The following is a 22,216-nucleotide window of genomic DNA, read 5'->3' as shown; positions in this document are numbered from 1 at the left end:
TAAGGTTATTTAAAAGGAGAGAGTGGGTAATGATAAAGGGTATTATTTTTGATTTTGACGGGACTCTTTTTAATACCAATGACCTTATTAAAGAGTCTTTTTCCTATAGCTTAAAAAAGGTATTGAACCGCGATCTTGAGGAAGGAGAGCTCAGGGAAATCTGGGGGGAACCCCTGGAAGACCAGATGAAATATTTTAACAAAAAGAAGTGGTCTGATCTGGTAGATACCTATCGTAAGTTTTATCATGACCATACCGGGATGATGGATACCTTTCCCGGGGCCCTGAAAACTGTAAGGCAACTCCATAACCTGGGGTATAAACTGGCCATTTTAACCAATAAGGGGAAACGGGGCCTGATAGAAGGTCTGCAGGAGTTTGGAATGCTCGAGGATATAGATTTTTACCTCAGTAAAGATGATGTGAACAGGAGCAAACCTCATCCAGAAGGTTTTGTTAAAATAATGGAGAGGTTTGATTTAAATCCGGAAGAATTGTTAATGGTTGGTGATAGCCCTTCAGATATTATTGGAGGGAAAAATGCCGGTCTGAAGACAGTTCTGGTATCATATACTTACTATGAAATGGAAGATATGATAGCCCTTGAGCCTGATTATGTAATTGATCATCTGGAGGAGGTTATTGAACTGGTCGAGGGCTGCCGGGATAAAATTGCAAGTCTTTAGGGGGAGAGTTGATGGTTTTTAGAAAACTGGATACAAAAGATAATAAATATGTTATGGAGTTTCTGTCTGAAGAACCGGAGTTTAACTTGTTTATAATAGGTGATATAGAAAACTTCGGCTATAATTCTGATTTTCAGACACTCTGGGGAGTTATTGATGAGGATAACCATGTTCACGGGGTTTTACTCAAGTTTTATTCATCCTTTATACCATATACCCGCAGACCGGAACTGTTAAAGAAGTTTGCGCCCCTGATATCTCTGGGGGCAAAGATATTGTCAGGCAAAAAGGATATTGTCGATGGGGTATTAACATATATAGACAGGGATATAAAAAATGAAAAACACCAGTATTTTGCCAGTATGGACCAGGTAAATACAGGACTGGACCTCAACAAACAATATGATATTAAAAGGGCTAATCTTGATGATGTTGACCGGATAATAGATTTCCGTAAAAGTATTAAGGAATTTAGTGATATTCCGGTTAACAGAGATGCCCTGGTCCAGAAGTTGAAACAGGGTAGTGGCCGGGTATATTTTATTGAAAATGATCAGGGAAAGATTATTGCCAGTGCCTCTACATCAGCGGAAAACAGTTTTTCAGCAATGGTTGTCGGGGTTGCTACCCTGGCCGGTTACCGGAAACAGGGACTGGCCACACACTGTGTTTATAAACTCTGTAAAGATTTATTAGATGAAAACAAAAAACCATGTCTTTTTTATGACAATCCAGAAGCCGGTAGAATTTACAGGAGGCTCGGTTTCAGGGAGATAGGGCAATGGAAAATAGTACAATTTGATGCCGGAGGAGATGGTTGAGATGAACCTGGATGAGATACTACTTAAGGCAGAAAGGGAACATGCTTTAACCAGAGGAGAAATTGTTAAATTATTGAAAACCAGGGGTGAAGACCTGAAAAAACTATACAAAGCCGCGGACAGGGTCAGGTCTAAATACATGGGGGATACAGTTTATCTAAGGGGAATTATTGAATTCTCCAATTATTGCAAACAAAACTGTAAATACTGTGGCTTAAGAAGGGATAACCACCGGCTGGAGCGCTATCGGTTACAGCCTGAGGAGATTGTATCCATGGCTGAGAAAGCCACTAAACTGGGGTATAAAACAGTGGTACTCCAGTCGGGTGAGGATGACTATTATGATACCGATATGGTGGAATGGATTATTAGAGAAATTAAAAACAGGATGGATACTGCTATAACCCTCTGTATAGGGGAACGGGAATATGAAGAATATAAAGTGTGGAGAGAGGCGGGAGCAGATAGATACCTCATCCGACATGAGACTGCTGACCCCGGACTATATCACCGGCTTCATCCCGGTATGTCCCTTGAGCAAAGGATTGAGAGACTACGATGGTTAAAAGAACTTGGTTATCAGGTGGGAAGCGGTAATCTAATCGGGTTACCGGACCAGGATGAAGAGAGTATTTCCCGGGATATATTATTGTTTAAAGAGCTGGATCTTCATATGGTAGGACTGGGACCTCTGGTTGTTAATCCTGATACCCCCTTAAAGGATTACCATAACGGTTCTGTAGAGATGGCCTTAAAAACTATTGCCATAACCAGGTTATTACTGCCCCTTGCCCATATACCGGGAACCACAGCCCTGGGGAGTCTCGATCCTGAAGGAAGGCAGAAGGCCTTAAAGGCCGGGGCCAATGTTGTTATGCCCAACGTTACCCGGGGGAAGTATCGACCTCTTTATGAGCTTTATCCTGCTAAAATCTGTGTTGATGAAGAGCCGGAAAATTGTCGCCAGTGTATTGGTAGTATCATAACATCACTGGGGAGGGTGGTTGGTACTGACTATGGTCATAGCCCCAGAATAGAAAAGGGTGAGGTATAATGAAAACTCCAAGAGTCAATATTAATTTGCCCAGGATCAGGGAAAATGCCTCTATATTTAACAGGAAATGTCAACAACAAGGCATTTCTTTGACCGGTGTTGTCAAAGTAATGGCCGGGGATTTAAAAGTAATAAAAACCTTTGTTCAGGCCGGACTTACAAGCCTGGGTGATTCCCGGCTTTATAATTTAAAAAAAATAAGAGAAGCCGGTATAGGAGTAGAATTAATGTTATTAAGACTACCCCGGCTTGACGAAGTATCTGATGTTATTAAATACTCTGATATAAGTTTAAATAGTGAAGTAACCGTTATTGAGGCTTTGTCCCGGGAGGCCATTAAAGTTAACCGGTCTCATGATATTATCGTTATGGTTGATGTCGGTGATTTAAGGGAGGGCGTTTTACCGGAAGATATTTCTGAATTTTTTGGCAAAATTATAGACCTTCCAGGGATTAATATAAAGGGTCTGGGAACCAATGTCGGTTGTTATGGAGGGGTTTTGCCCACCTATAAGAATACCAATCTTTTGATTGAATTAAAAGAAAAAATGGAGGTAAAATATGGTGTCCATTTGCCTGTAATTTCAGGGGGTAATTCAGCTACTACCTATTTGCTGGATCGTAATGAACTCCCTTCTGGTGTTAATAACCTCAGGGTCGGTGAGGGTATATTGAGGGGGGTTTACCCTACCTTTAACGAAATAATTGAAGGAGTCAATCAGAATTGTATTACCCTGACAGCTAGTATAATAGAGGTTAAAGATAAGCCTTCAGTTCCCCGGGGAAGAATCGGGCGGGATGCATTTGGAAATAAACCACGTTTTGAAGACAGGGGGATCAGGCGGAGGGCGATTCTGGCTGTAGGCAGGCAGGATGTAAAAATATCAGGATTAGATCCGGTTTTAGATGGGGTTGAGGTCATAGGGGCTAGCAGTGACCATTTAATTGTTGACATTACTGAAGCCCGTTACGACCTGAGTGTTGGGGATGAACTTGAGTTTAATCTTGATTATGGAGGTATACTCAGGGCCATGACCTCACCTTATGTTTATAAAAATTATATCGGGGATTAAATACTTGAAATATTTTTTGATAGACTATATAATTAACACATGAATAATTATTTATAGGGTGAATAAAGGGCAGGGTCAGCGCGCAGTGTCCTGTAAGGTATTATAGCAAACATGGCATTAAAATTATATGAGTACTTACAAAAGTATGTTAATATTTATAAAATATTAACTCTAATTGTTAATTCAATGTTTTTTTTATATTTAACAATTTATATAACAATTTTCAAGGAGGAATATTAAATGGATAGTTATGGTTTTTTATCACTTTTGCCACCATTGCTGGCTATAATCCTGGCCTGGTGGACAAAGGAAGTTATTCTTTCATTGTTAATCGGTATATTTGCCGGGGCTACCATTCTGGCAAACAATAATCCCCTGATTGGTTTTTTGCGGACTTTCGATAAGTATATAGTTTCTTCGGTCGCCGATTCCTGGAATGCTGCCGTTTTAATTTTTCTGATTGCCATTGGAGGGATGATTGGAATAATTACCAACGCCGGTGGCGTTGCCGCTATTGGTGACTATATTGCCAGAAAGGCCCGGTCTGTTAAAACCACCCAGTTTGCAACATGGTTAATGGGAATTGCAATTTTCTTTGATGATTATGCCAACTCCCTGATTGTTGGTAATACAATGAGGCCCATTACTGACCGGATGAAGATTTCCAGGGAAAAGTTAGCCTATATCGTTGATGCAACAGCAGCACCCATTACCAGCATGGCTCTGGTTTCCACCTGGGTTGCCTATGAAATGGGGTTAATAAAAGATGCCCTTGACAAGATTAATCTTGATACAAATGTTTATACTATTTTTATTAAGAGTATTCCTTACAGGTTTTACAGTATTTTTGCCCTGGTTTTGGTATTAATTATAATCTTAATGCAGAAAGATTTTGGCCCCATGTTTAAGGCTGAAGTAAGGGCCCGGAAGACCGGGAAAGTTTTAAGGGATGGGGCTGTTCCCATGGTGGCAAAAGAACTGACTGACATGGAGATTGCGGAAAATAAAGATCTGGACTGGTTTATTGATGCTTTTCTCCCCATTATTAGTGTTATTGTTATTACCCTGGTTGGATTATGGTACAACGGTGGGGGACCCAGTGGACTTACAATTCGCCAGGCCTTTGGTAATGCTGATGCCAGTGTGGCTCTGGTCTGGGCCTCCTTTGGTGGTAGTATCATTGCCGGGATAATCGCTTTATTGAGGGGAAGCCTTTCAATATCAGGAGTAGTTAAAGGCTGGGTTGAAGGTGCTAAATCCATGGTTTTTGCTACATTTATTCTGGTTCTGGCCTGGTCTTTAAATAGTGTAACTGATGGACTGGGTACTGCCAATTACCTGGTGGGCATTACCAGGGAAGTTATTTCACCATTCCTGGTGCCCCTGATAGTTTTTATCGTTTCAGCCTTTATTGCTTTTGCTACCGGGACTTCCTGGGGTACAAACGCCGTTGTTATGCCCCTTGCCGTACCTCTGGCCTATAGTCTTGGTATTCCTTTTGTGCCAACCATCGGGGCTGTATTAACCGGGGCGGTAGTTGGAGACCATTGTTCTCCCATATCTGATACTACCATCATGTCTTCAACAGCTTCTGGCTCCGACCATCTTGACCATGTTAAGACCCAGCTTCCTTACGCCCTGACAGGGGCTTTAGTGGCAGGATTGTTTGGATTTATTCCAGCCGGCCTTGGTGTATCTGCCTATATATCTCTACCGCTGGGTGTAGTGGCTTTAATACTTATCGTTTATTTCTTCGGAAAGAGTGTTAAAGAAGAAGATATTGAGGACCTTGTTTTAGAAGAATAGATGGTTAGCAGGTTATCAGGATAATATCTTTGAATTCTGGCATCGAAAAATTAGTTGTTAGACACAGGAATAGTCGTAAAACAGTCTGACACAGGAATAGTCGCAAAACAGTCTATAATATACCTATACACAGGTGTATTTAACTAAAAAGGCAGGGGTGGACCCCTGCCTTTTTAAATTAATATTTTTTAAAACCTCTGACAAAAATTATATTTTCTCCCGGTCATGGTGGGGATTTTTGGATACAACTTTTATTGCTTTGGCTACTGTTGATAGGGCGTCAACATTCACCTGGTTTTCGAATTCGGCTATTTTAGTATGAAGATCTCCTTTGGAACTGGCTATATATTTAGCAGGTAATCTATTTAAGGCATAGGAAGCAATATCCAGCAGGCACTGGTGGCATTTGCAGACATCCTTATATTCTGGTTTACTTAAGACTTCTTCCATGGTTTCCAGAACAATCTTCTCGGTGTTATTCTTTAAATCTTTTTTTATGCTATCAATGTCAAAACATTTTTCCATTTGATCTGGGCCTCCTCTCAGATGCAAATAACTTCAGGCAGTGAATGAAGTTGAAATTTTGTAAAAACTTAAACAAAAATTATGAAAAAAATGTATAAATGCAATGATACCATATATACATTATTCTACAACTAACTATAAAATCCTTTTTGAAAGGGGAGTGGTTTTATGGTAAAATAAAAAATTATGAAGATAAAACAGGGAGATGACTGTAAATGTATCAGGTAATTGTAACAGCACTTATTTTTATCTTAACCTATTATTTTATCGTAAGCGGGAAAATGCCTAAAGCTACAGCAGCTTTCAGTGGAGCCATGTTTCTGGTATTGTTTCATATCATTTCCCAGGAAGAGGGACTTAAGTATATAGATTTTAATACAATTGGTCTTCTCATGGGAATGATGATTATTGTTGCTATAGTCAGGCAGACCGGCCTTTTTCAGTATACAGCCATTAAAGCGGCCAAATGGGCCGGTGGTGACCCCTGGAAAATACTTGTTGGCTTCGGGTTAATCACTGCAGTATCTTCTGCTTTTCTTGATAATGTCACTACAGTTCTCCTTTTAACCCCGGTAACCATGGTTATTTGCGATACCATGGTAATAAACCCGATACCCTTTTAATGGCCCAGATAATGTTGGCCAATGTAGGGGGAACTGCAACTTTGATTGGTGATCCCCCCAATATTATGATTGGGAGTAGGACTGACCTCAGCTTTTTAAGTTTTATAACAAACCTCAGTCCAGTTGTGATTATAATAATAATGGTAGTTTTAATTCTGCTACGCCTGTTTTATAAAAAGGAAATGGAAGTTAGTAAAAGGACCAGGGTAAAAATCAGGAGGTTTAATGAAAGGGAGGCAATAAAAGACTGGAAACTTATGTACAGGTCTCTGATTGTCCTGGGGATAGTTATTATTGCCTTCCTATTTCATCATCAGCTCGGTATGGGAACGGCCAGTGTTGCCCTGGCAGGGGCCGGGTTATTGCTTCTTATAAGTGAGGCCCAGCCTGATCAGGTATTCAGGGAAATTGAATGGTCTACTATCTTCTTCTTTGCCGGATTATTTGTCCTGGTTGGAGGACTGGAAAAGGTGGGGATTATTGACTGGATGGCCAGGGCTACCTTAAATATTACCCGTGGACATTACATTATGACTACCCTCTTTTTGCTCTGGATTTCAGCTCTGGTATCAACTGTTATAGATAATGTACCCTTTGTAGCCACCATGATACCGATAATTAAGGCCATAGACCAGGCGGCAGGAGCGGGTATCCAGGTCGAACCCTTCTGGTGGGCACTCTCCCTTGGAGCCTGCCTGGGAGGGAATGGCTCTCTGGTAGGTGCTTCAGCCAATCTGGTGGTAGCCGGTATTGCTGAAAAGTATAATTATAGAATTGACTTTAAATCATATTTTAAAACAGGTTTTCCGGTTATGATAATATCTATTGTTATTGCTACAATTTATATGTATATCAGGTATTTAGTTTAATTATGGACCTTTCATTCTACATCATGAAAAATTATATAAAAGGTAAACATTAGTATAATGGTAAAGGATATGATAAAGTAAACATGTGGTTAAATGTTAAGTATAATGATGGATTATATGGACTTACACCAGATTCTACTAGATGTGGGAATAATAAAGCATAGGTATAATGGTGGTTGATAATCTGTTGTACAGGAATTTTATTATTACGAAAGGGAGTGAATGAAGTGGAGCAGAAAGAAGAAAAACTCAGGGAAATAAATGAGAAGCTGGAATATTTAATTGGTAATGAAAGGGACTGGCTTGCCAACCTGGCCAATGCAGCAGCCCTTTTATATAATGAGCTTGATGAAGTAAACTGGGCCGGGTTTTATCTAATGCGCGGTGGTGAACTTGTCCTGGGCCCTTTTCAGGGACTACCGGCCTGTGTTAGAATTAAAGTAGGAAGGGGAGTTTGTGGTTCAGCAGTCAGGGATAGAAAAACATATCTAGTACCTGATGTTCATAAATTTCCCGGCCATATTGCCTGTGACGAGGCTTCAAGGTCAGAAATAGTTATTCCTGTTGAGGTAGATGGAGATATAATCGGGGTTCTGGATATAGATAGCCCGGTTAAAAATCGTTTTGATGAAATCGACAAGAGGTATTTAGAAGAATTTGTGAAAAAAATAATTAACTTATCAGATTTTATTGACCTGGAAATAGATAAAGTATAGAAAGGGGTGCAGTAAATTGGATGAGCTGGATTACAAATTGCTGGATGACCTGTCGAAAAACAGTCGAGTAAGTTATGCAGAACTGGAACGCAAATATAATTTAAGCCGTGTCTGTATCAGGGAAAGGATTAATAATCTGGTGGATGAAGGGGTTATTGAAAATTTTACAATTAATATTAATCCTGAAAAACTGGGGATGAGGCTTGAGGCTTTTTTTGAACTGGATGTTAAGCCCAACTACCTCTATAAGGTAGCCCGGGAGCTGTCTGAAGAAGATGATGTTGTTCATATCTTTTTAATGACCGGGTCTGCTACCCTTCATATGTATGTGGTATTAAAGGATAAATGCAGTCTCGAGGATTTTTTAAGGGAAAAATTATATAACAGGGAAGAAATAATCGGTGTAGATTGCAAAATTATATTGAAAAAATTTAAAAGTTCTAATAATATTTTAAGTAAGCTCTGTGAAGAGAAATCTGATTAAGGTTACTGGATAGGGGTGATGGTAATGAACAGTGAGGTAATTATGGACAAAGGCCCGGAAAAATCAGGTTCAAAAAGTTATTTTATCTTAAATGAAATTCTGGATTATTGCAGGAAAGATAACAGGATTTCTTTTAAGCTGAAAAAAGGAGAAGTTGTTTTAGAGTTTTTGACTGCTGATATAGTCAGGGTGGTTATGGGGAAAAGGGATAAAGCCAGCCTGGAGACCACCTGTGCTGTCGTGGATCACAACCTGGCCTACTCTGATTTTACAATTAATGAAACAGAAAAGGTCCTTAACATTGAGACCGATCGGTTAATAGTCAGGGTTAACCGACATAAATTTGGCCTCGGTTTTTATGATAAGGAGGGGAATTTAATTAACCGGGATTACTCCAGACGGGCCCTGGGATGGAGTGGTAATGAAGTCCGGGCCTGGAAAGAAGTTAAGCCCGGCGAAAGGTTTTACGGCCTTGGAGAAAAAACAGGTTTCCTCGATAAAAGGGGTAAAAAGTATACAATGTGGAATTCTGATGTCTTTGAGGCCCATGTTGAGAGTACTGATCCCCTCTATAAATCAATTCCCTTTTTAGTTGGGTTTAATAAAGGGAAGACCTATGGTATTTACTTTGATAATACCTATAAAAGTCATTTCGATCTGGCTTCAGGTAATAAAGATTATTATTCATTCTGGGCCGAAGGAGGTAAAATGGATTATTATTTCATTTACGGTCCGGACCTTAAAGAGGTAATATCAAAATATACCCTGCTAACAGGAAGGATGCCGTTACCACCTAAATGGTCCCTGGGTTATCACCAGTCCCGTTATAGTTACCATCCTGACAGTGAAGTTAAAAGAATTGCCAGAACATTGAGGAAAAAGGATATTCCCTGTGATGTAATTCACCTCGATATTCATTATATGGATGGCTACCGGGTTTTTACCTGGAATGAAGAAGAGTTTCCCTGTCCTGGGGAAATGATATCTGATTTATCAGAAGAGGGTTTTAAAATTGTTAATATCATAGACCCCGGTGTTAAAGTAGACCCCGAATATGAGGTGTACCGGGAAGGAATGAGAGAAGACTATTTTTGTAAGTATCTTGATGGAAGACCCTTTGTCGGGAAAGTCTGGCCGGGTCAAACAGTATTTCCCGATTTTACCTGCCAGAAAGTCAGGGAATGGTGGGGTGATTTGCACAAAAAATATGTTGATCAGGGAGTTAAAGGGATATGGAATGACATGAATGAGCCCTCTGTATTTAACGAAACCTCAACCATGGACCTTAATGTCGTCCATGAAAATGACGGTGATATGGGGACTCATAGACGTTTTCATAATGTATATGGTCTCCTTGAAAATAAAGCAACCTACCAGGGCCTTAAAAAACACCTTCAGGAGCGGCCATTTATTTTATCAAGGGCTGGATTTGCCGGCATTCAGAGGTATGCAGCGGTCTGGACCGGGGACAACAGAAGTTTTTGGGAACATTTAAAACTGGCAGTCCCCATGTTAATGAACCTGGGGATGTCGGGAGTGACCTTTGCCGGAACTGATGTTGGTGGCTTTACCGGTGATTCCAATGGTGAGCTTTTGACCAGGTGGACCCAGCTGGGAGCTTTTATGCCTCTTTTTAGAAATCACTGTACTATCGGGGCCCTTGATCAGGAACCCTGGTCCTTTGGTGAAAAATATGAGGCTATTATAAGGAAATATATTAAACTGCGCTATCGTTTATTACCATATACCTACGGTTTATTTTACCGGGCCAGTCAGGAAGGCTTACCGGTAATGAGGCCTCTGGTTATGGAATACCCTTTTGACCCCAGAACTTATAATATCTCCGATCAGTATCTGTATGGGGACAGTATTATGATAGCCCCGGTTTACGAACCAGACCGTAAAGAACGGCTGGTCTATTTACCGGAAGGTATCTGGTTTGATTTCTGGACCGGAGAGAAATATGAAGGTGGAAAAAATATTATAGCAAAAGCCCCTCTTGATACTCTGCCCGTTTATATTAAGGCAGGGAGTATTATACCATTGACTGAATCCGTTAATTATGTGGGAGAAAAGGAGAATAGTGACCTGGAATTAAATATATATCTCAGTTCTGAAGTTGAAGAAGATAGCTACCAGTTATATGAGGATGATGGGTATAGCTTTGATTATCAGAATGGAAAGTACTCTCTGGTAGAATTTAAATACAATTATAGCGATAATGGCCTCACCTTTAACATAAATCCCTTCAAGACCGGTTATAAGCTCCCTTATCCTGATTATATCCTGAACTTTAAAAACCTGACCCGGGAACCTTCCAGTATTATGGTAGATGGTTCTGAACTCAATGACTATGTTTATGATGATCAGAGAGGTGAGTTAAGATTAAAGGTCAATAAAAAAGCCAGGAAAATAAAGGTTAATCTATAAAGATTAAAAAAGAAAAATGTTAAGGAAACACCTGCCTCGCTGAATAGCCAGGCAGGTGTTTTTTTAAAAAAATCATGAGAGATCTGACCTATTTACAGAATAACTATTGACCGGAAGTAATAAGTTCAGTAATAAATATTATTTTTTTTAATATATTTTTGATATAAAAAAATAATTTCTTGACATTTATTAATGTATATGATTTAATACTAATAACAGTTACTATTAAAAATTAATAAATTTTTGTAAAAAGGAGAGGGTATAGTGGTAAAAAATGATATGACTGCTCAGAATTTAAGGTCTGCTTTTGGTGGAGAGAGCCAGGCTTATCAGAGATATATTGTCTGGGGTAATAAGGCTGAAGACGAAGGTTTTCCCGGGGTAGCTTTGCTATTCAGGGCAATAGCTTATGCTGAACAGGTTCATGCCGGGAATCATTTTAAGGCCCTGGAAAATATCAAAGGCGGTCACCTGGTAGCTTCCGGTGGTGAATTTGGCCTGGGGAAGACCACTGAAAACCTGGAAGGGGCCATTGCTGGAGAGAGGTTTGAAGTTGAGCAAATGTATCCTGCTTATAAACTTGTTGCTAAAGACCAGGGGGAAAAGGAAGCCATTCGTTCTTTCAATTATGCCCTGGAAGCGGAGAAAATACATGCAAAATTATATGAGGAAGCCAGAGAATCTGTTGAACAGGGTCAGGATTATCAGGTAGAATCTGTTAGTATCTGTAGTATTTGTGGATATACTGAAACAGACGGAATGCCCGATAAATGTCCCATTTGTGGGGCTCCCCGGGATAAATTTAAAGAGTTTACTAAATAACTTATAATTACTTATATCATGTTTTTCATAATGATTTCGCTGACTTAACACCGGTGGGTTATCCACCGGGTTTTGTTATATTTAACCTGCTTAAAATTTTCTTTTTATGTTTAAACTAAATAGTGGAGGTGGTGTTTTGGCCCGCATAATGTCGGATAAGACAAAATATGAGCTGGCCAAAGAACTTGGATTCGCCCATAAAGTGAAGGATGGAGACTGGGGCAATATTACCACCCGTGAAGCCGGGTCATTGGTTAAGGCAGCAATAGCTAAAGCTGAAGAACTAATGGCCCAAAATACCAGGCAGTAGGGGGTTTTACCCCTGCTGCTTTACTTAATTTTAGGATCTATCATAAATTTAAAGTTTATCATAATTAAATTTAAAGATATAAAAACACCCCAGACTGTTCTTGACCGGTTAGTTTAAAGTATTTAACAGGGTTTTTAAAATAAAATTATGAATAGTAGTGTATTTTTATAATATGAAATATTTATTTATGTACTTGAAAAACGTTTGCGCAAATTGTATACTGTTAGGGAAAGTTAACGAAAATAATACATAATTTTATCAAAAGGTTAATAAATAGTAAGGGGGAATAAAAAAATGTCTAAAAGGTTTCAGGATAAGAACTGGTGTCAGAGGATGAGAATAAGGCTGGATGTAAATAATATGTTTTCTGAAATGGTGGGTGAAGAACATGGGTTATTAAGGAAAGAAGTCGATGACCTTAAAGAAGAGATCAAAAAGGCCCATGAAAACATCCATAGGGCTAAAAATGAAGGCAAAATGGGTTTTATGGAATTGCCATTTACCCAGAAGGAAGTTGTTGAAGAGATCAGGAGTCTGGCCAATGAACTTAAAGGTAAATTTGATAACTTTGTTGTCCTGGGCATAGGTGGTTCAGCTCTGGGTAATATAGCCCTACAGACTGCCCTGAATGATCCCTATTATAACTACAAGTCAGAGGCAAGGGATAACAGGCCCCGCCTTTTTGTTCCTGATAACGTGGACCCGGCAAGGTTTAAAAGTTTACTGGAAACCCTTGACCTGAAGAGGACTATCTTTAATGTAATTTCTAAATCTGGAAGTACCGCTGAGACCATGAGTCAGTTTTTAATTGCCAGGAAAGCAGTGGCTGAAGAAGTGGGAGAGGAAAATGTTTCCCGGCATTTTATTGCTACAACCAGTCAGGATTCAGGTTATTTGATTAAAATAGCGAAACGGGAAGGGTTTAAAACATTCTATATCCCTGAAAATGTTGGAGGCAGGTTCTCTGTGTTAACACCGGTAGGACTTGTTTCAGCTGCTTTCTGCGGTATAGATATTGAAGAACTTCTGGCCGGTGCTGCCTATATGGATGAAATATGCAGGACCGAAAATGTCTGGGAAAACCCGGCTTACTTAAATGGGGTATTACAGTACCTGGCCTATAAAAAGGGTAAGCCTTTATCGGTTATGATGCCATATGTTCATGCCCTGAAGGATGTTGCTGACTGGTATAGACAGTTATGGGCTGAGTCTCTGGGTAAGAAGGTCGACCGTGAAGGAAATGTTGTTAATGTAGGGCCAACCCCGATAAAAGCCCTGGGAGCCACTGACCAGCATTCCCAGGTCCAGCTATATATGGAAGGTCCCTATGACAAGGTTATTACCTTCCTGGAAGTAAAGGATTATGGTGCTGAGGTTGAGATTCCCGGGTCCTATAAAGATATTGAAGGGGTTTCATATCTCGGTGGCCATACCCTTAACGAACTAATCCAGACCGAAAAGAGGGCAACTGAACTGGCGTTAACCAAAAATGGACGGTTAAACTGTACTATTACCCTGCCTGAAGTAAATGAATTTACCATGGGTCAGTTATTATATATGTTTGAACTCCAGACCGCACTGGTTGGAGAGCTATTAAATATAAATGCCTTTAACCAGCCTGGAGTAGAGCTGGGCAAACATTATACCTATGGTGTTCTCGGACGGAATGGTTATGAAGATAAGAAGGAAGAGTATTTTAATAGGCCGGAAAAGAATGATAATTTGATTATTTAAGAAGGGAGCAGGGAGAAGAGGATGGATTTTCAAAAATTATATAGAGAAAAGCTTGTTACAGCCAGAGATGCTGCTGGTAGGGTTAAATCAGGAGATAGAATCGTGGTGGCCCTGGGGTGTGGTGAAACCCCGGCTATCCTGGAAAACCTTGCCGATAGGGCTTCAGAGCTTGAGGGTGTTATGGTTGATCAGATGCTACCCCTGTATAATTATTCATACTTTAAAAAAGGTATGGAAGATTCCATCAGGCATAATGCCTGGTTTATTAGTAGTCTGTCAAGGGGTATAGTTAACGAAGGGCGGGCCGATTTCACCCCTAATTTTTTCCATGAGGCCCCCGGGTTGTACAGGGAGTTTATTGATGTTGATATTCTACTGGCTACCGTTTCCCCGATGGATAAACATGGTTACTTTAGTTTCGGGGTTTCGGTGGATTATACCAAAGAGGTGGCGGAACAGGCCCGGATGGTTATTGTTGAAGTTAATGAAAATATGCCCCGGACCCTGGGAAATTCATTTATCCATATAAGTGAGATTGACTTTCTGGTTGAGCATAATCGGCCTTTACCGGAACTACCGGTTAATACTCCCAGTGAGGTTGAACTTAAAATCGGGGAATATGTGGCCAGCCTGATTGAAGATGGTTCTACTCTGCAACTGGGAATTGGTGGAATTCCAAATGCGGTAACAGCAGCCCTTACTGATAAAAAGGACCTCGGGATTCACAGTGAAATGTTGACCGACGGCATGGTTGAACTGGTTGAAAAGGGAGTAGTCACCAATAGAAAGAAGACCCTTCATCCCGGTAAAATCATTGGATCTTTTGCCGCCGGGACGAACCGGCTTTATGAATTCCTTGACGATAACCCCATGGTTGAGATGCACCCTGTTTCTTATACCAATGATCCCTGGGTAATCAGTCAAAACCACAAAATGGTTTCTGTTAATTCAGCTATAGAAGTTGATCTACTTGGTCAGTGTGCTGCAGAGACGGTAGGAACCAGACAGATAAGTGGTACCGGCGGTCAGCTTGACTTTGTCAGGGGAGCAGTTAAATCAAACGGGGGCAAGAGTATTATTGCTCTGCCATCAACGGCTGGTAATGGTAAGTATTCTACTATTGTTCCCACCCTTAGGGAGGGAGCTGTAGTTACCACCGGTAAAAATGATGTTGACTATGTGGTTACTGAATACGGTATAGCTCATCTCCGCGGGAAAACAGCCCGGGAAAGGGCAGAAGCCCTGATCAGGATAGCCCATCCTGATTTCAGGGATGAGTTACGGAATAAAGCACCATATTTGTATTAGTTCTAATATTGACCATCACTGCCACCAAAATCAAAATTCCCTGCCGTTGAACATGAAAATAGTTAATTGTAAAAAAGAGAAATATAAAAGGATGTAAAAAGGATAATTTAAGTGTCCTGACAGTCAGTCAGGACACTTTTTAATATCATTTAATACTTTTAAAAAAAAATGGTATAATGGTAAAGGAACCTTCATACAAGTTCTTTATATAAATCATTATATTAAATTACTACTAAATCAGATATCTAAAGATTATGAAATACTAACTTTAATGAGGGGGTGAACAAATTGGATATACTAAACACGATTAATAAATGGGGTTACAGGTATTATTACGTGAAAGAAGACGGGGAAGAATATTATGCTGAAAGTATTTTTGTTAACAGACAGCCCCGGTCCCGGATTATTCTGGAAACAGTTAAGAGCCTGGAAGAAATTATCAATAAAAACATATCTAAGCTAAACCATCCAGCTTTTATTAAGTTCAAAGAAATCAAGAGAATAAAAGACGAGTACTGCTTGATCCGGGATAAGAGTGAACTGGTACCCCTGACTGTCTATCTGAAAGAACAGAATCCTTCTCCAGAAAAAAGGGTTTTATGGTTTGCTACCCTGATCGAGATTGCCCAGAATGCTGAAGAATCTGATCTAAACTGGTCGGGTTTCAGACTCGATACTCTGTGGGTAAATGAAGAAGGGGAATTAAGGTTAATAGACCCGGAAGTAGTTGAGGTTATAAGCCAGTATCGGGGGTTGTCAGAACTACCCCCATTCGAAGTCTTTATACCACCTGAAGTTTTTAAAGAAGAAAAGTGGAATGAACCAGCCCGCATTTATTCGGCAGGGGCTATTCTGTATTACATTCTAACCGGGCAACCTCCTTATACAGCCCCGGATAAGGCAGATCTTATTGATGAGATTATGAATACTCAACCGCTGGAGCCGCGGTTTATCAATTATGATCTATCTCCATCACTGAATAGCTTTATTTTAAAATTGTTATCCCGGGATAAAAACGATCGTCCCGGTGACTGGCATAAGGTCATGGTTGAGGTGAAGTCCTTAATAGATAACAACCGGGTTAAAGCTGAAGCCAGGGACAGGGAAATAAACCGTCAGAAAGCAGAAAGGGTAATTAAAATTGCCGGGGGAAGGAAGAGTTTCAGGAGATTTTTCCGGAAATACTGGAAACCCCTGGCTGTATCCCTTGTCGTAATAATAGGTTTTGGATTGCTTTCGCTGACTGGAGGTCATACCCCGGTAGTAACCCAAAAAACCCCTGCCCCCATGGTGGTAGAATATTTCTATCAGGCAATAGATGAAAAGAATATAATCAAACTTGAGGATACAACTGATCTGGACCTCGGTAGGCTTGACACCCTCGTTTCTGAGAGCCATGTTATGGAAACGATGCGGAGCATCTATTCTGTCCAGAAAATGCCTGATGAAAAACTATTCGGGACGGCTGAGACTGATTTACCGGGTAAGGGTAGTAGTTTTAAAGAGACCCCGGATAAAAATAAAGTTAAAAGCAATTCGTCAGGAAAGGGTAATCAGAATGTGCCAAAAGAGGGTATGGCTTCAGACCAGCAGTTAGAAAATAATGACGGGAAGATATTTGGTATCAGGGATTTAAATATATTACCTGTTAAAGAGGGAAAAGATCACTGCATTTACCGGGCGGAATATGTATTTTATGCTAATTTGCCCGAAGGTAAACAGGAAACCAGTATGGAAGATACTCTGGAACTGGAAAGAATTGACCGGAAGTGGCAGATTACTGGTCTTAAAGGAGATATCAATTATATCATTGACGGACAGATAGAGAAGATTCTCTATGAAGGAAAAAAATAAGTAGAACAAGTTTAGGGCAGGGGTTATCCTGCCCTTAACTTTTATTGGGTCCTGGTTATCAGGAGTTTTTAAGTTATTAGGTTAACTATATTTTCCAGGATTATTAGTTTCACTGAATATAGATTATTAACTGTTCTCTCTTTTCTCAAACTTTCGTTATTTGTTGAAGGTGTTTTCATATAATGGTAAAATTAAAATATATCATTAGCAAAACATATTATATTTAGCAGGAGGAATGAAACCTTGTCAGAATTAGACTATAAACATGTAACTGCAGTATTAGTTGACTGGATAAGGGATAAAATTACGGAAGCAGGAGCAAATGGTGCTGTTGTCGGGATGAGTGGGGGTATTGATTCTGCTGTAACTTCAGTTTTATGTAAAAAGGCCTTCAAAGAAAATACCCTGGGAATTATAATGCCATGCCATAGCAGTGATAAAGACCTTGAAGATGCCAGGCTGGTTGCTGATGCCTTTGATATTAAATACATAGTAAAGGACCTGGGGCCTGTTTTTGATAATTTCATCGAACTTCTGGGTGCCGATAGTCAGACCGGCGATGATATGGCGGTGGCCAACATAAAACCAAGGCTCAGGATGACCACCCTTTATTATTATGCTGCCCGCAATAATTATCTGGTGGTCGGGACTGATAACTGGAGTGAGCTGACAGTTGGTTATTTTACCAAATACGGTGATGGTGGAGTGGATATTGCTCCACTGGGAAGGCTTGTCAAGACTGAAGTCCGGGAACTGGCCAGATATCTGGGTATACCGGAAAGGATAATTCAACGTCCCCCGACAGCTGGACTCTGGGAAGGGCAATCAGATGAAAAGGAGATGGGTTTTACCTATGAAGAGCTGGACAGGTATATCCTGACCGGTAAGGCTACTGGAGATACCAGGAGTAAAATTGAAACCCTTATTAACAAAAATAGACATAAAGTATCTCCCCTTCCTGTCCCTGGAAGAGAGTCTATAATATGATTTGGAATAAACTCAACAAATTAACCATCTAGATAATTATTCTTAAGGCAAATTTGTCCAGAAGATGTTTTATTAAGTAAAAGGGTACTGGTCCTTGAAATTACATGAAAACGTTTTCGAAGGAGGAAAAGTCAAGTGGATATTGGGGAAAAAATCAACTTAATTATTAATAATGTCAGTAATGTTATTCTGGGGAAAAGTAAAGTTATCAAACTGGCCCTGGCTTCCATGTTGAGTGAAGGTCATATATTATTTGAAGATGTGCCCGGGGTTGGTAAAACTGTTCTGGCCCGTTCCCTGGCCCGGAGTATTGGTTGTAGTTTTAAAAGGGTTCAGTTTACACCTGACCTATTACCTTCTGATATAACCGGTGTTTCGGTTTACAATCAGAAGACAAACGAATTTGAATTCAGGAAAGGTCCCATTCTATCCCAGGTTGTTCTGGCAGATGAAATAAACCGGGGAACCCCCCGGACCCAGTCAAGCCTGCTGGAAGGGATGGCCGAAAAGCAGGTTACGGTGGATGGTGTTACCAGACAATTACCTTCACCCTTTATTGTTATGGCAACCCAGAATCCCATTGATTTTGATGGAACCTTTCCTTTACCTGAGGCCCAGCTTGACCGGTTTTTAGTAAAATTGAATATTGGTTATCCCGGTAAAGAGGATGAAGCCAATATCCTGACAGGCCAGCAGTTTAAACACCCGGTTGAAAGTATTGAACCTGTCGTCAGTGATAGTGAATTTCTAAAACTTCAGGAACAGGTCAAAAAAATACATGTCACCGATTCTATTAAGAATTATATTGTGGAGATAGTGAGGGCTACCAGGGAACACCAGGCCCTGGAATTGGGGGTAAGTCCCCGGGGTAGTCTTGGAATATTTAAGTTGAGTCAGGCCTGGGCAGCTATCCAGGGGAGGGATTATGTTATCCCTGATGATGTCAAGGTGGTAGCCCCCTATGTTTTAAAACATAGAATGGTCCTGAAATCCGAAAACAGGCTAAGGGGTAGGGAACCTGAATCCATAGTCTCAGAAATACTGTCAAGGATAGAAGTTCCTGTTGAGGTGAAATAAGTTGTTCAAGTTTATTTATCCCGGACTCTTTTTAATATTTACTGGAATGTTATTTGAACTCCACGAGGCCTATTATCCGGGTTACATATTTATCTGCTTACATCTTTTAATAGTTTTTTATAATAAATACATTTTAAATAATATTCATGTTTTTCATAAAATCCAGGATGACCGGATTTTTTTAACAGAGAAGGGTTCCTGCCAGGTCAAATTTCAGAATAAAGGTAGATTACCTGTTTTCTGGTTGAAGGTAACAGAGATCTTGCCCCGGGGCCTCGGGTATAAGTTCAGGAAAGAAATTCTCTCCTTAAAACCTGGCGAAACCAAAGAATGGAACCTTGAACTAAAGGGTATAAAGAGGGGATATTACAGGGTTGGCCCCCTCAGGTGGGAGACAGGTGATATTATAGGTTATGAGAAATACTCGGGTGAAGTTGAGGCAACAAACCCCCTGATTGTTTACCCCAGGGTTAAGACTCTGGAAGAACTGGGATTACCTTCCCGGTTACCATTTGGTGAAATCTCATGGCCCCGCCCCATCTACCAGGATCCCACCCAGGTTGTTGGCATTAGAGATTATAATCCGGGGGACAGTATAAAAAGGGTCCACTGGAAGGCTACAGCCAGGACCGGTAATCTTCAGGTGAAAAAATACAGGTCTACGGTAGCCCTGGAGGTTGCTATAATTCTTAATCTCAATAGTGAGGACTATGGTTTGAAGAGACTGGATTACAGAACAGAGCTGGCCATTACTACAGCTGCGTCCCTCGGTAATTATCTGGCCCGTGTGAAACAACCCTTTAGTTTATTGACTAACGGTAAAGACCCCTTTGTGCCCCGGAAAGGAATAATTACTATACCCGTGGGCCAGGGGGAGCATTACTTTCAAAAAGTTCTTGAGTTGTTGGCCCGGATTGAAATAAACCATGATAATAGAATACATACTCTGCTAGATGCCAGGCCTGATTTACAATGGGGTTCCTCTGTAATAATAATAACAGCCCTCGATACTGAAGAATTAATAAAGCGGTCCTATAAGTTGAATGAGTCAGGTTACAGTGTCAGGATAATTGTGGTCGGTGACTATGTCATCCACCGGCAATTTCTGAACCGCCCCTTTACCTCTCCATTGACCATTTACAGGGTCGGGAAGGAGAATGATCTCCATGGATTATAGTTACAAACCAGGTGAATTTGATATTAAGTTTAACATATTTTACCCGCTACTTGGGGGGGTATTACATTATATCCTGTTTGTTTTTTTATTAGAAGTTATCAGGGCTTATAATTCAGAAGTCGGGGTAGGTATACTAATTTATTTAATAGGTTTAATCTACATAATAGAAGGGGTATTCAGTGGTTTTATCCATTTTAAAATCAACCTGCCCAGATTTTTTATTTTACTGGAACTGGCGGTGCCCTGGGTTTTATACTACTTAACTACAGGGGTAGAGGATATTCTTTTATATATATTAATAAGTGGTGGTCTTCTCGTTTTATGGGCCAGTACCCGGGGTACTGCGGCCCTTTTTTTCGGGTTTAACTTTGATTACAGGGCAATAAAATCGTATGATAACTGGGAATCAGACTGGCGGGTTGAGGATCATATGGTAGTCGATTATCCTGTATACTGGAAGAATATCTTTAAACGTATCCTTTACCTCAATTTTGCCCTGGGGGGTATATGGCTTTTTGTTCGTCAGGTTCGTTTAAGCTCAGTAATTTTAACCTCCCTCTTTACTATCGGGGAATTATTACTGTTAACCATGGTCTATTTTGAAAAAGCAAGGTTTGACTGGCTTTTAGAGGAATTTAAATTTGACAAAAACCTTAATAGTGGCTGGCAGAGAGCAATTATTATAACTGTGGTCTGTTTGCTGGCGGTAAGCTTTTTATTACCGGTTGATTATTCTCCTTTAACCATTTCCCGGATAAGTGACTGGGTATTGACAAATAGTAATAATCCTGACCTGGATATTGAATTTTTTCAGCAGGAGAAGCAACAGCAAACAGATAATAATATCCTGAATGATATCGAGCCTGGTGAAGAAGAGCCCTCGGTTTTGTATTTAATAATCACCTTTATTCATTTTATACCTGTTATCTTCTTTATAATTGTTTTGATAGGGTTTATTTTATCTCTGGTTGTAAGTGAAATAGAGAGGGCCGGAATGATTCCAACTTTTTTCCTTAATTTTTATCTCTTTATCAAACATTTTGTTGGAAATCTGGTTGAGAGGCTATTTAAATTTGCCAGGGGACGCCTGACACGGAGCCGTTTTCCAGGACACAGATTAGAGGGTCATAGGTCACGGAAAACTGAACTGGAACAGATGAATGAACTCATCTCAATTGAGGATTTTTCATTCTCGGGCCGGGTTAAAGATAATATAATTAAAATATTTACATTAATACAGGGTTATTTTTCAAAACTGGGGCTGGGACGTGAGCCCGCGGAGACCCCCTTTGAATACAGTGATAAAATTATTGAAGAAAAACCGGGTTTTGGTGGAGTAGTTGATAAGATAACCCGGTTATATGTAGAAGCTGTCTACAGTAACCATTCCTTGCCGAAAACACTTTTAAATACAGTTAAAAATCTCTGGAAGGAATTTAAAAAAATGATCTGAAATTTAATAGAGGAATAGAACCCTGTCTGTCGAATTAATATATAAGAATAGTTAAGTGCAGGTGCAGGCAAGTAGACATACAACAGAATACGGTAAATAAACAGGTGCCTCCGGTCAAGGCCGGGGGAGAATAGGGAATCAGGTGAAAATCCTGAACGGGCCCGCCACTGTGATCAGGGAGTGGAACCAGGTTTATATCCACCCATAAAGGGGAAGGATTTAGTTCCATGATGATCTGAGAGTCAGGAGACCTGCCTGTTTATTTTACCTGCAGGCTTCGGGAGCAAGCTGTGTGGGTAGGGATAATTATGTATAAATAACTATACCTGACTGGGTACATAAGTATACCTGACCCTGGCCGTTCCCGAGGCCAGGGTTTTTTGTTGCCTGAAAACCCATCCTTAAAT

The 22,216-nt window shown here is 40.2% G+C and carries 18 protein-coding genes, 1 pseudogene and 1 riboswitch; of the genes and pseudogenes, 18 read left to right on the top strand and 1 reads right to left on the bottom strand.

What is annotated here, in order from left to right; genetic code table 11:
• The first annotated feature begins 29 nt into the window (after window positions 1–29).
• The 5 genes from HORE_RS09940 (at window position 30) to HORE_RS09920 (ending at window position 5,440) form a co-directional block, all read left to right on the top strand.
• Window positions 30–686 (top strand): HAD family hydrolase, encoded by a 657-nt coding sequence (locus HORE_RS09940; RefSeq protein ID WP_015923634.1) that lies wholly within the window; start codon window positions 30–32, stop codon window positions 684–686.
• Between the two features lie 11 nt (window positions 687–697).
• Entirely contained in the window at window positions 698–1,507 is an 810-nt protein-coding gene (locus tag HORE_RS09935) for a GNAT family N-acetyltransferase (RefSeq protein WP_015923633.1), read from the top strand.
• 1 nt (window position 1,508) lies between these two features.
• The gene (hydE, locus tag HORE_RS09930) at window positions 1,509–2,561 is read left to right on the top strand and encodes a [FeFe] hydrogenase H-cluster radical SAM maturase HydE (RefSeq protein ID WP_015923632.1); all 1,053 of its coding nucleotides are present in this window, start codon (window positions 1,509–1,511) and stop codon (window positions 2,559–2,561) included.
• Entirely contained in the window at window positions 2,561–3,634 is a 1,074-nt protein-coding gene (locus tag HORE_RS09925; RefSeq protein WP_015923631.1) for an alanine/ornithine racemase family PLP-dependent enzyme, read from the top strand. The genes hydE and HORE_RS09925 overlap by 1 nt, the downstream gene beginning before the upstream one ends.
• Before the next feature lie 240 nt (window positions 3,635–3,874).
• Window positions 3,875–5,440: a Na+/H+ antiporter NhaC family protein gene (locus tag HORE_RS09920; protein WP_015923630.1), complete on the top strand. Its 1,566-nt coding sequence runs from the start codon at window positions 3,875–3,877 to the stop codon at window positions 5,438–5,440.
• Window positions 5,441–5,647: 207 nt separating this feature from the next.
• On the opposite strand, the gene HORE_RS09915 is transcribed toward HORE_RS09920, so the two are convergent.
• Entirely contained in the window at window positions 5,648–5,965 is a 318-nt protein-coding gene (locus HORE_RS09915; RefSeq protein WP_015923629.1) for a late competence development ComFB family protein, read from the bottom strand.
• 215 nt (window positions 5,966–6,180) lie between these two features.
• Here HORE_RS09915 and HORE_RS09910 point away from each other — a divergent pair.
• From HORE_RS09910 to HORE_RS09850, 13 genes and pseudogenes are all read left to right on the top strand, one after another.
• Window positions 6,181–7,457, top strand: a pseudogene (locus HORE_RS09910) (ArsB/NhaD family transporter).
• A 227-nt stretch (window positions 7,458–7,684) separates the two neighbouring features.
• Complete coding sequence (locus HORE_RS09905) at window positions 7,685–8,173, top strand: GAF domain-containing protein (RefSeq protein WP_015923628.1); 489 nt, start codon at window positions 7,685–7,687, stop codon at window positions 8,171–8,173.
• Window positions 8,174–8,189: 16 nt separating this feature from the next.
• On the top strand, window positions 8,190–8,657 hold the full coding sequence (locus tag HORE_RS09900) for an Lrp/AsnC family transcriptional regulator (RefSeq protein WP_015923627.1): 468 nt from the start codon (window positions 8,190–8,192) through the stop codon (window positions 8,655–8,657).
• A 24-nt stretch (window positions 8,658–8,681) separates the two neighbouring features.
• A complete protein-coding gene (locus tag HORE_RS09895; protein WP_015923626.1) occupies window positions 8,682–11,087 on the top strand; it encodes a glycoside hydrolase family 31 protein in 2,406 nt (801 codons plus the stop codon).
• 261 nt (window positions 11,088–11,348) lie between these two features.
• A complete protein-coding gene (locus HORE_RS09890) occupies window positions 11,349–11,909 on the top strand; it encodes a ferritin family protein (RefSeq protein ID WP_041606071.1) in 561 nt (186 codons plus the stop codon).
• A 106-nt stretch (window positions 11,910–12,015) separates the two neighbouring features.
• Window positions 12,016–12,219, top strand: a complete 204-nt coding sequence (locus tag HORE_RS09885) for a small, acid-soluble spore protein, alpha/beta type (protein WP_226984158.1) — start codon at window positions 12,016–12,018, stop codon at window positions 12,217–12,219.
• 294 nt (window positions 12,220–12,513) lie between these two features.
• Window positions 12,514–13,953 (top strand): glucose-6-phosphate isomerase, encoded by a 1,440-nt coding sequence (locus HORE_RS09880; RefSeq protein WP_015923623.1) that lies wholly within the window; start codon window positions 12,514–12,516, stop codon window positions 13,951–13,953.
• 21 nt (window positions 13,954–13,974) lie between these two features.
• Entirely contained in the window at window positions 13,975–15,261 is a 1,287-nt protein-coding gene (locus HORE_RS09875; RefSeq protein ID WP_015923622.1) for an acetyl-CoA hydrolase/transferase family protein, read from the top strand.
• Window positions 15,262–15,549: 288 nt separating this feature from the next.
• The gene (locus HORE_RS09870; protein WP_015923621.1) at window positions 15,550–17,115 is read left to right on the top strand and encodes a protein kinase domain-containing protein; all 1,566 of its coding nucleotides are present in this window, start codon (window positions 15,550–15,552) and stop codon (window positions 17,113–17,115) included.
• A 243-nt stretch (window positions 17,116–17,358) separates the two neighbouring features.
• Complete coding sequence (locus tag HORE_RS09865) at window positions 17,359–18,102, top strand: NAD+ synthase (RefSeq protein WP_015923620.1); 744 nt, start codon at window positions 17,359–17,361, stop codon at window positions 18,100–18,102.
• 135 nt (window positions 18,103–18,237) lie between these two features.
• Window positions 18,238–19,179 (top strand): AAA family ATPase, encoded by a 942-nt coding sequence (locus HORE_RS09860; protein ID WP_015923619.1) that lies wholly within the window; start codon window positions 18,238–18,240, stop codon window positions 19,177–19,179.
• A 1-nt stretch (window position 19,180) separates the two neighbouring features.
• Window positions 19,181–20,356 (top strand): DUF58 domain-containing protein, encoded by a 1,176-nt coding sequence (locus HORE_RS09855; protein WP_015923618.1) that lies wholly within the window; start codon window positions 19,181–19,183, stop codon window positions 20,354–20,356.
• Window positions 20,346–21,809: a DUF4129 domain-containing protein gene (locus tag HORE_RS09850; RefSeq protein ID WP_041606069.1), complete on the top strand. Its 1,464-nt coding sequence runs from the start codon at window positions 20,346–20,348 to the stop codon at window positions 21,807–21,809. The genes HORE_RS09855 and HORE_RS09850 overlap by 11 nt, the downstream gene beginning before the upstream one ends.
• An 85-nt stretch (window positions 21,810–21,894) precedes the next feature.
• Window positions 21,895–22,082, top strand: a riboswitch (cobalamin riboswitch).
• Window positions 22,083–22,216: the final 134 nt, after the last annotated feature.

Origin of the sequence: Halothermothrix orenii H 168 (assembly GCF_000020485.1) — a bacterium.
GTDB lineage: Bacteria > Bacillota > Halanaerobiia > Halanaerobiales > Halothermotrichaceae > Halothermothrix > Halothermothrix orenii.
This window is presented reverse-complemented; position numbering and strand designations above follow the sequence as displayed.

Coding starts and splice junctions, on each gene's coding strand:
- HORE_RS09940 (WP_015923634.1), top strand. CDS start 30: ATGATAAAGGGTATTATTTTTGATTTTGACGGGACTCTTTTTAATACC.
- HORE_RS09935 (WP_015923633.1), top strand. CDS start 698: ATGGTTTTTAGAAAACTGGATACAAAAGATAATAAATATGTTATGGAG.
- hydE (WP_015923632.1), top strand. CDS start 1,509: ATGAACCTGGATGAGATACTACTTAAGGCAGAAAGGGAACATGCTTTA.
- HORE_RS09925 (WP_015923631.1), top strand. CDS start 2,561: ATGAAAACTCCAAGAGTCAATATTAATTTGCCCAGGATCAGGGAAAAT.
- HORE_RS09920 (WP_015923630.1), top strand. CDS start 3,875: ATGGATAGTTATGGTTTTTTATCACTTTTGCCACCATTGCTGGCTATA.
- HORE_RS09915 (WP_015923629.1), bottom strand. CDS start 5,965: ATGGAAAAATGTTTTGACATTGATAGCATAAAAAAAGATTTAAAGAAT.
- HORE_RS09895 (WP_015923626.1), top strand. CDS start 8,682: ATGAACAGTGAGGTAATTATGGACAAAGGCCCGGAAAAATCAGGTTCA.
- HORE_RS09885 (WP_226984158.1), top strand. CDS start 12,016: ATGTTTAAACTAAATAGTGGAGGTGGTGTTTTGGCCCGCATAATGTCG.
- HORE_RS09880 (WP_015923623.1), top strand. CDS start 12,514: ATGTCTAAAAGGTTTCAGGATAAGAACTGGTGTCAGAGGATGAGAATA.
- HORE_RS09875 (WP_015923622.1), top strand. CDS start 13,975: ATGGATTTTCAAAAATTATATAGAGAAAAGCTTGTTACAGCCAGAGAT.
- HORE_RS09850 (WP_041606069.1), top strand. CDS start 20,346: ATGGATTATAGTTACAAACCAGGTGAATTTGATATTAAGTTTAACATA.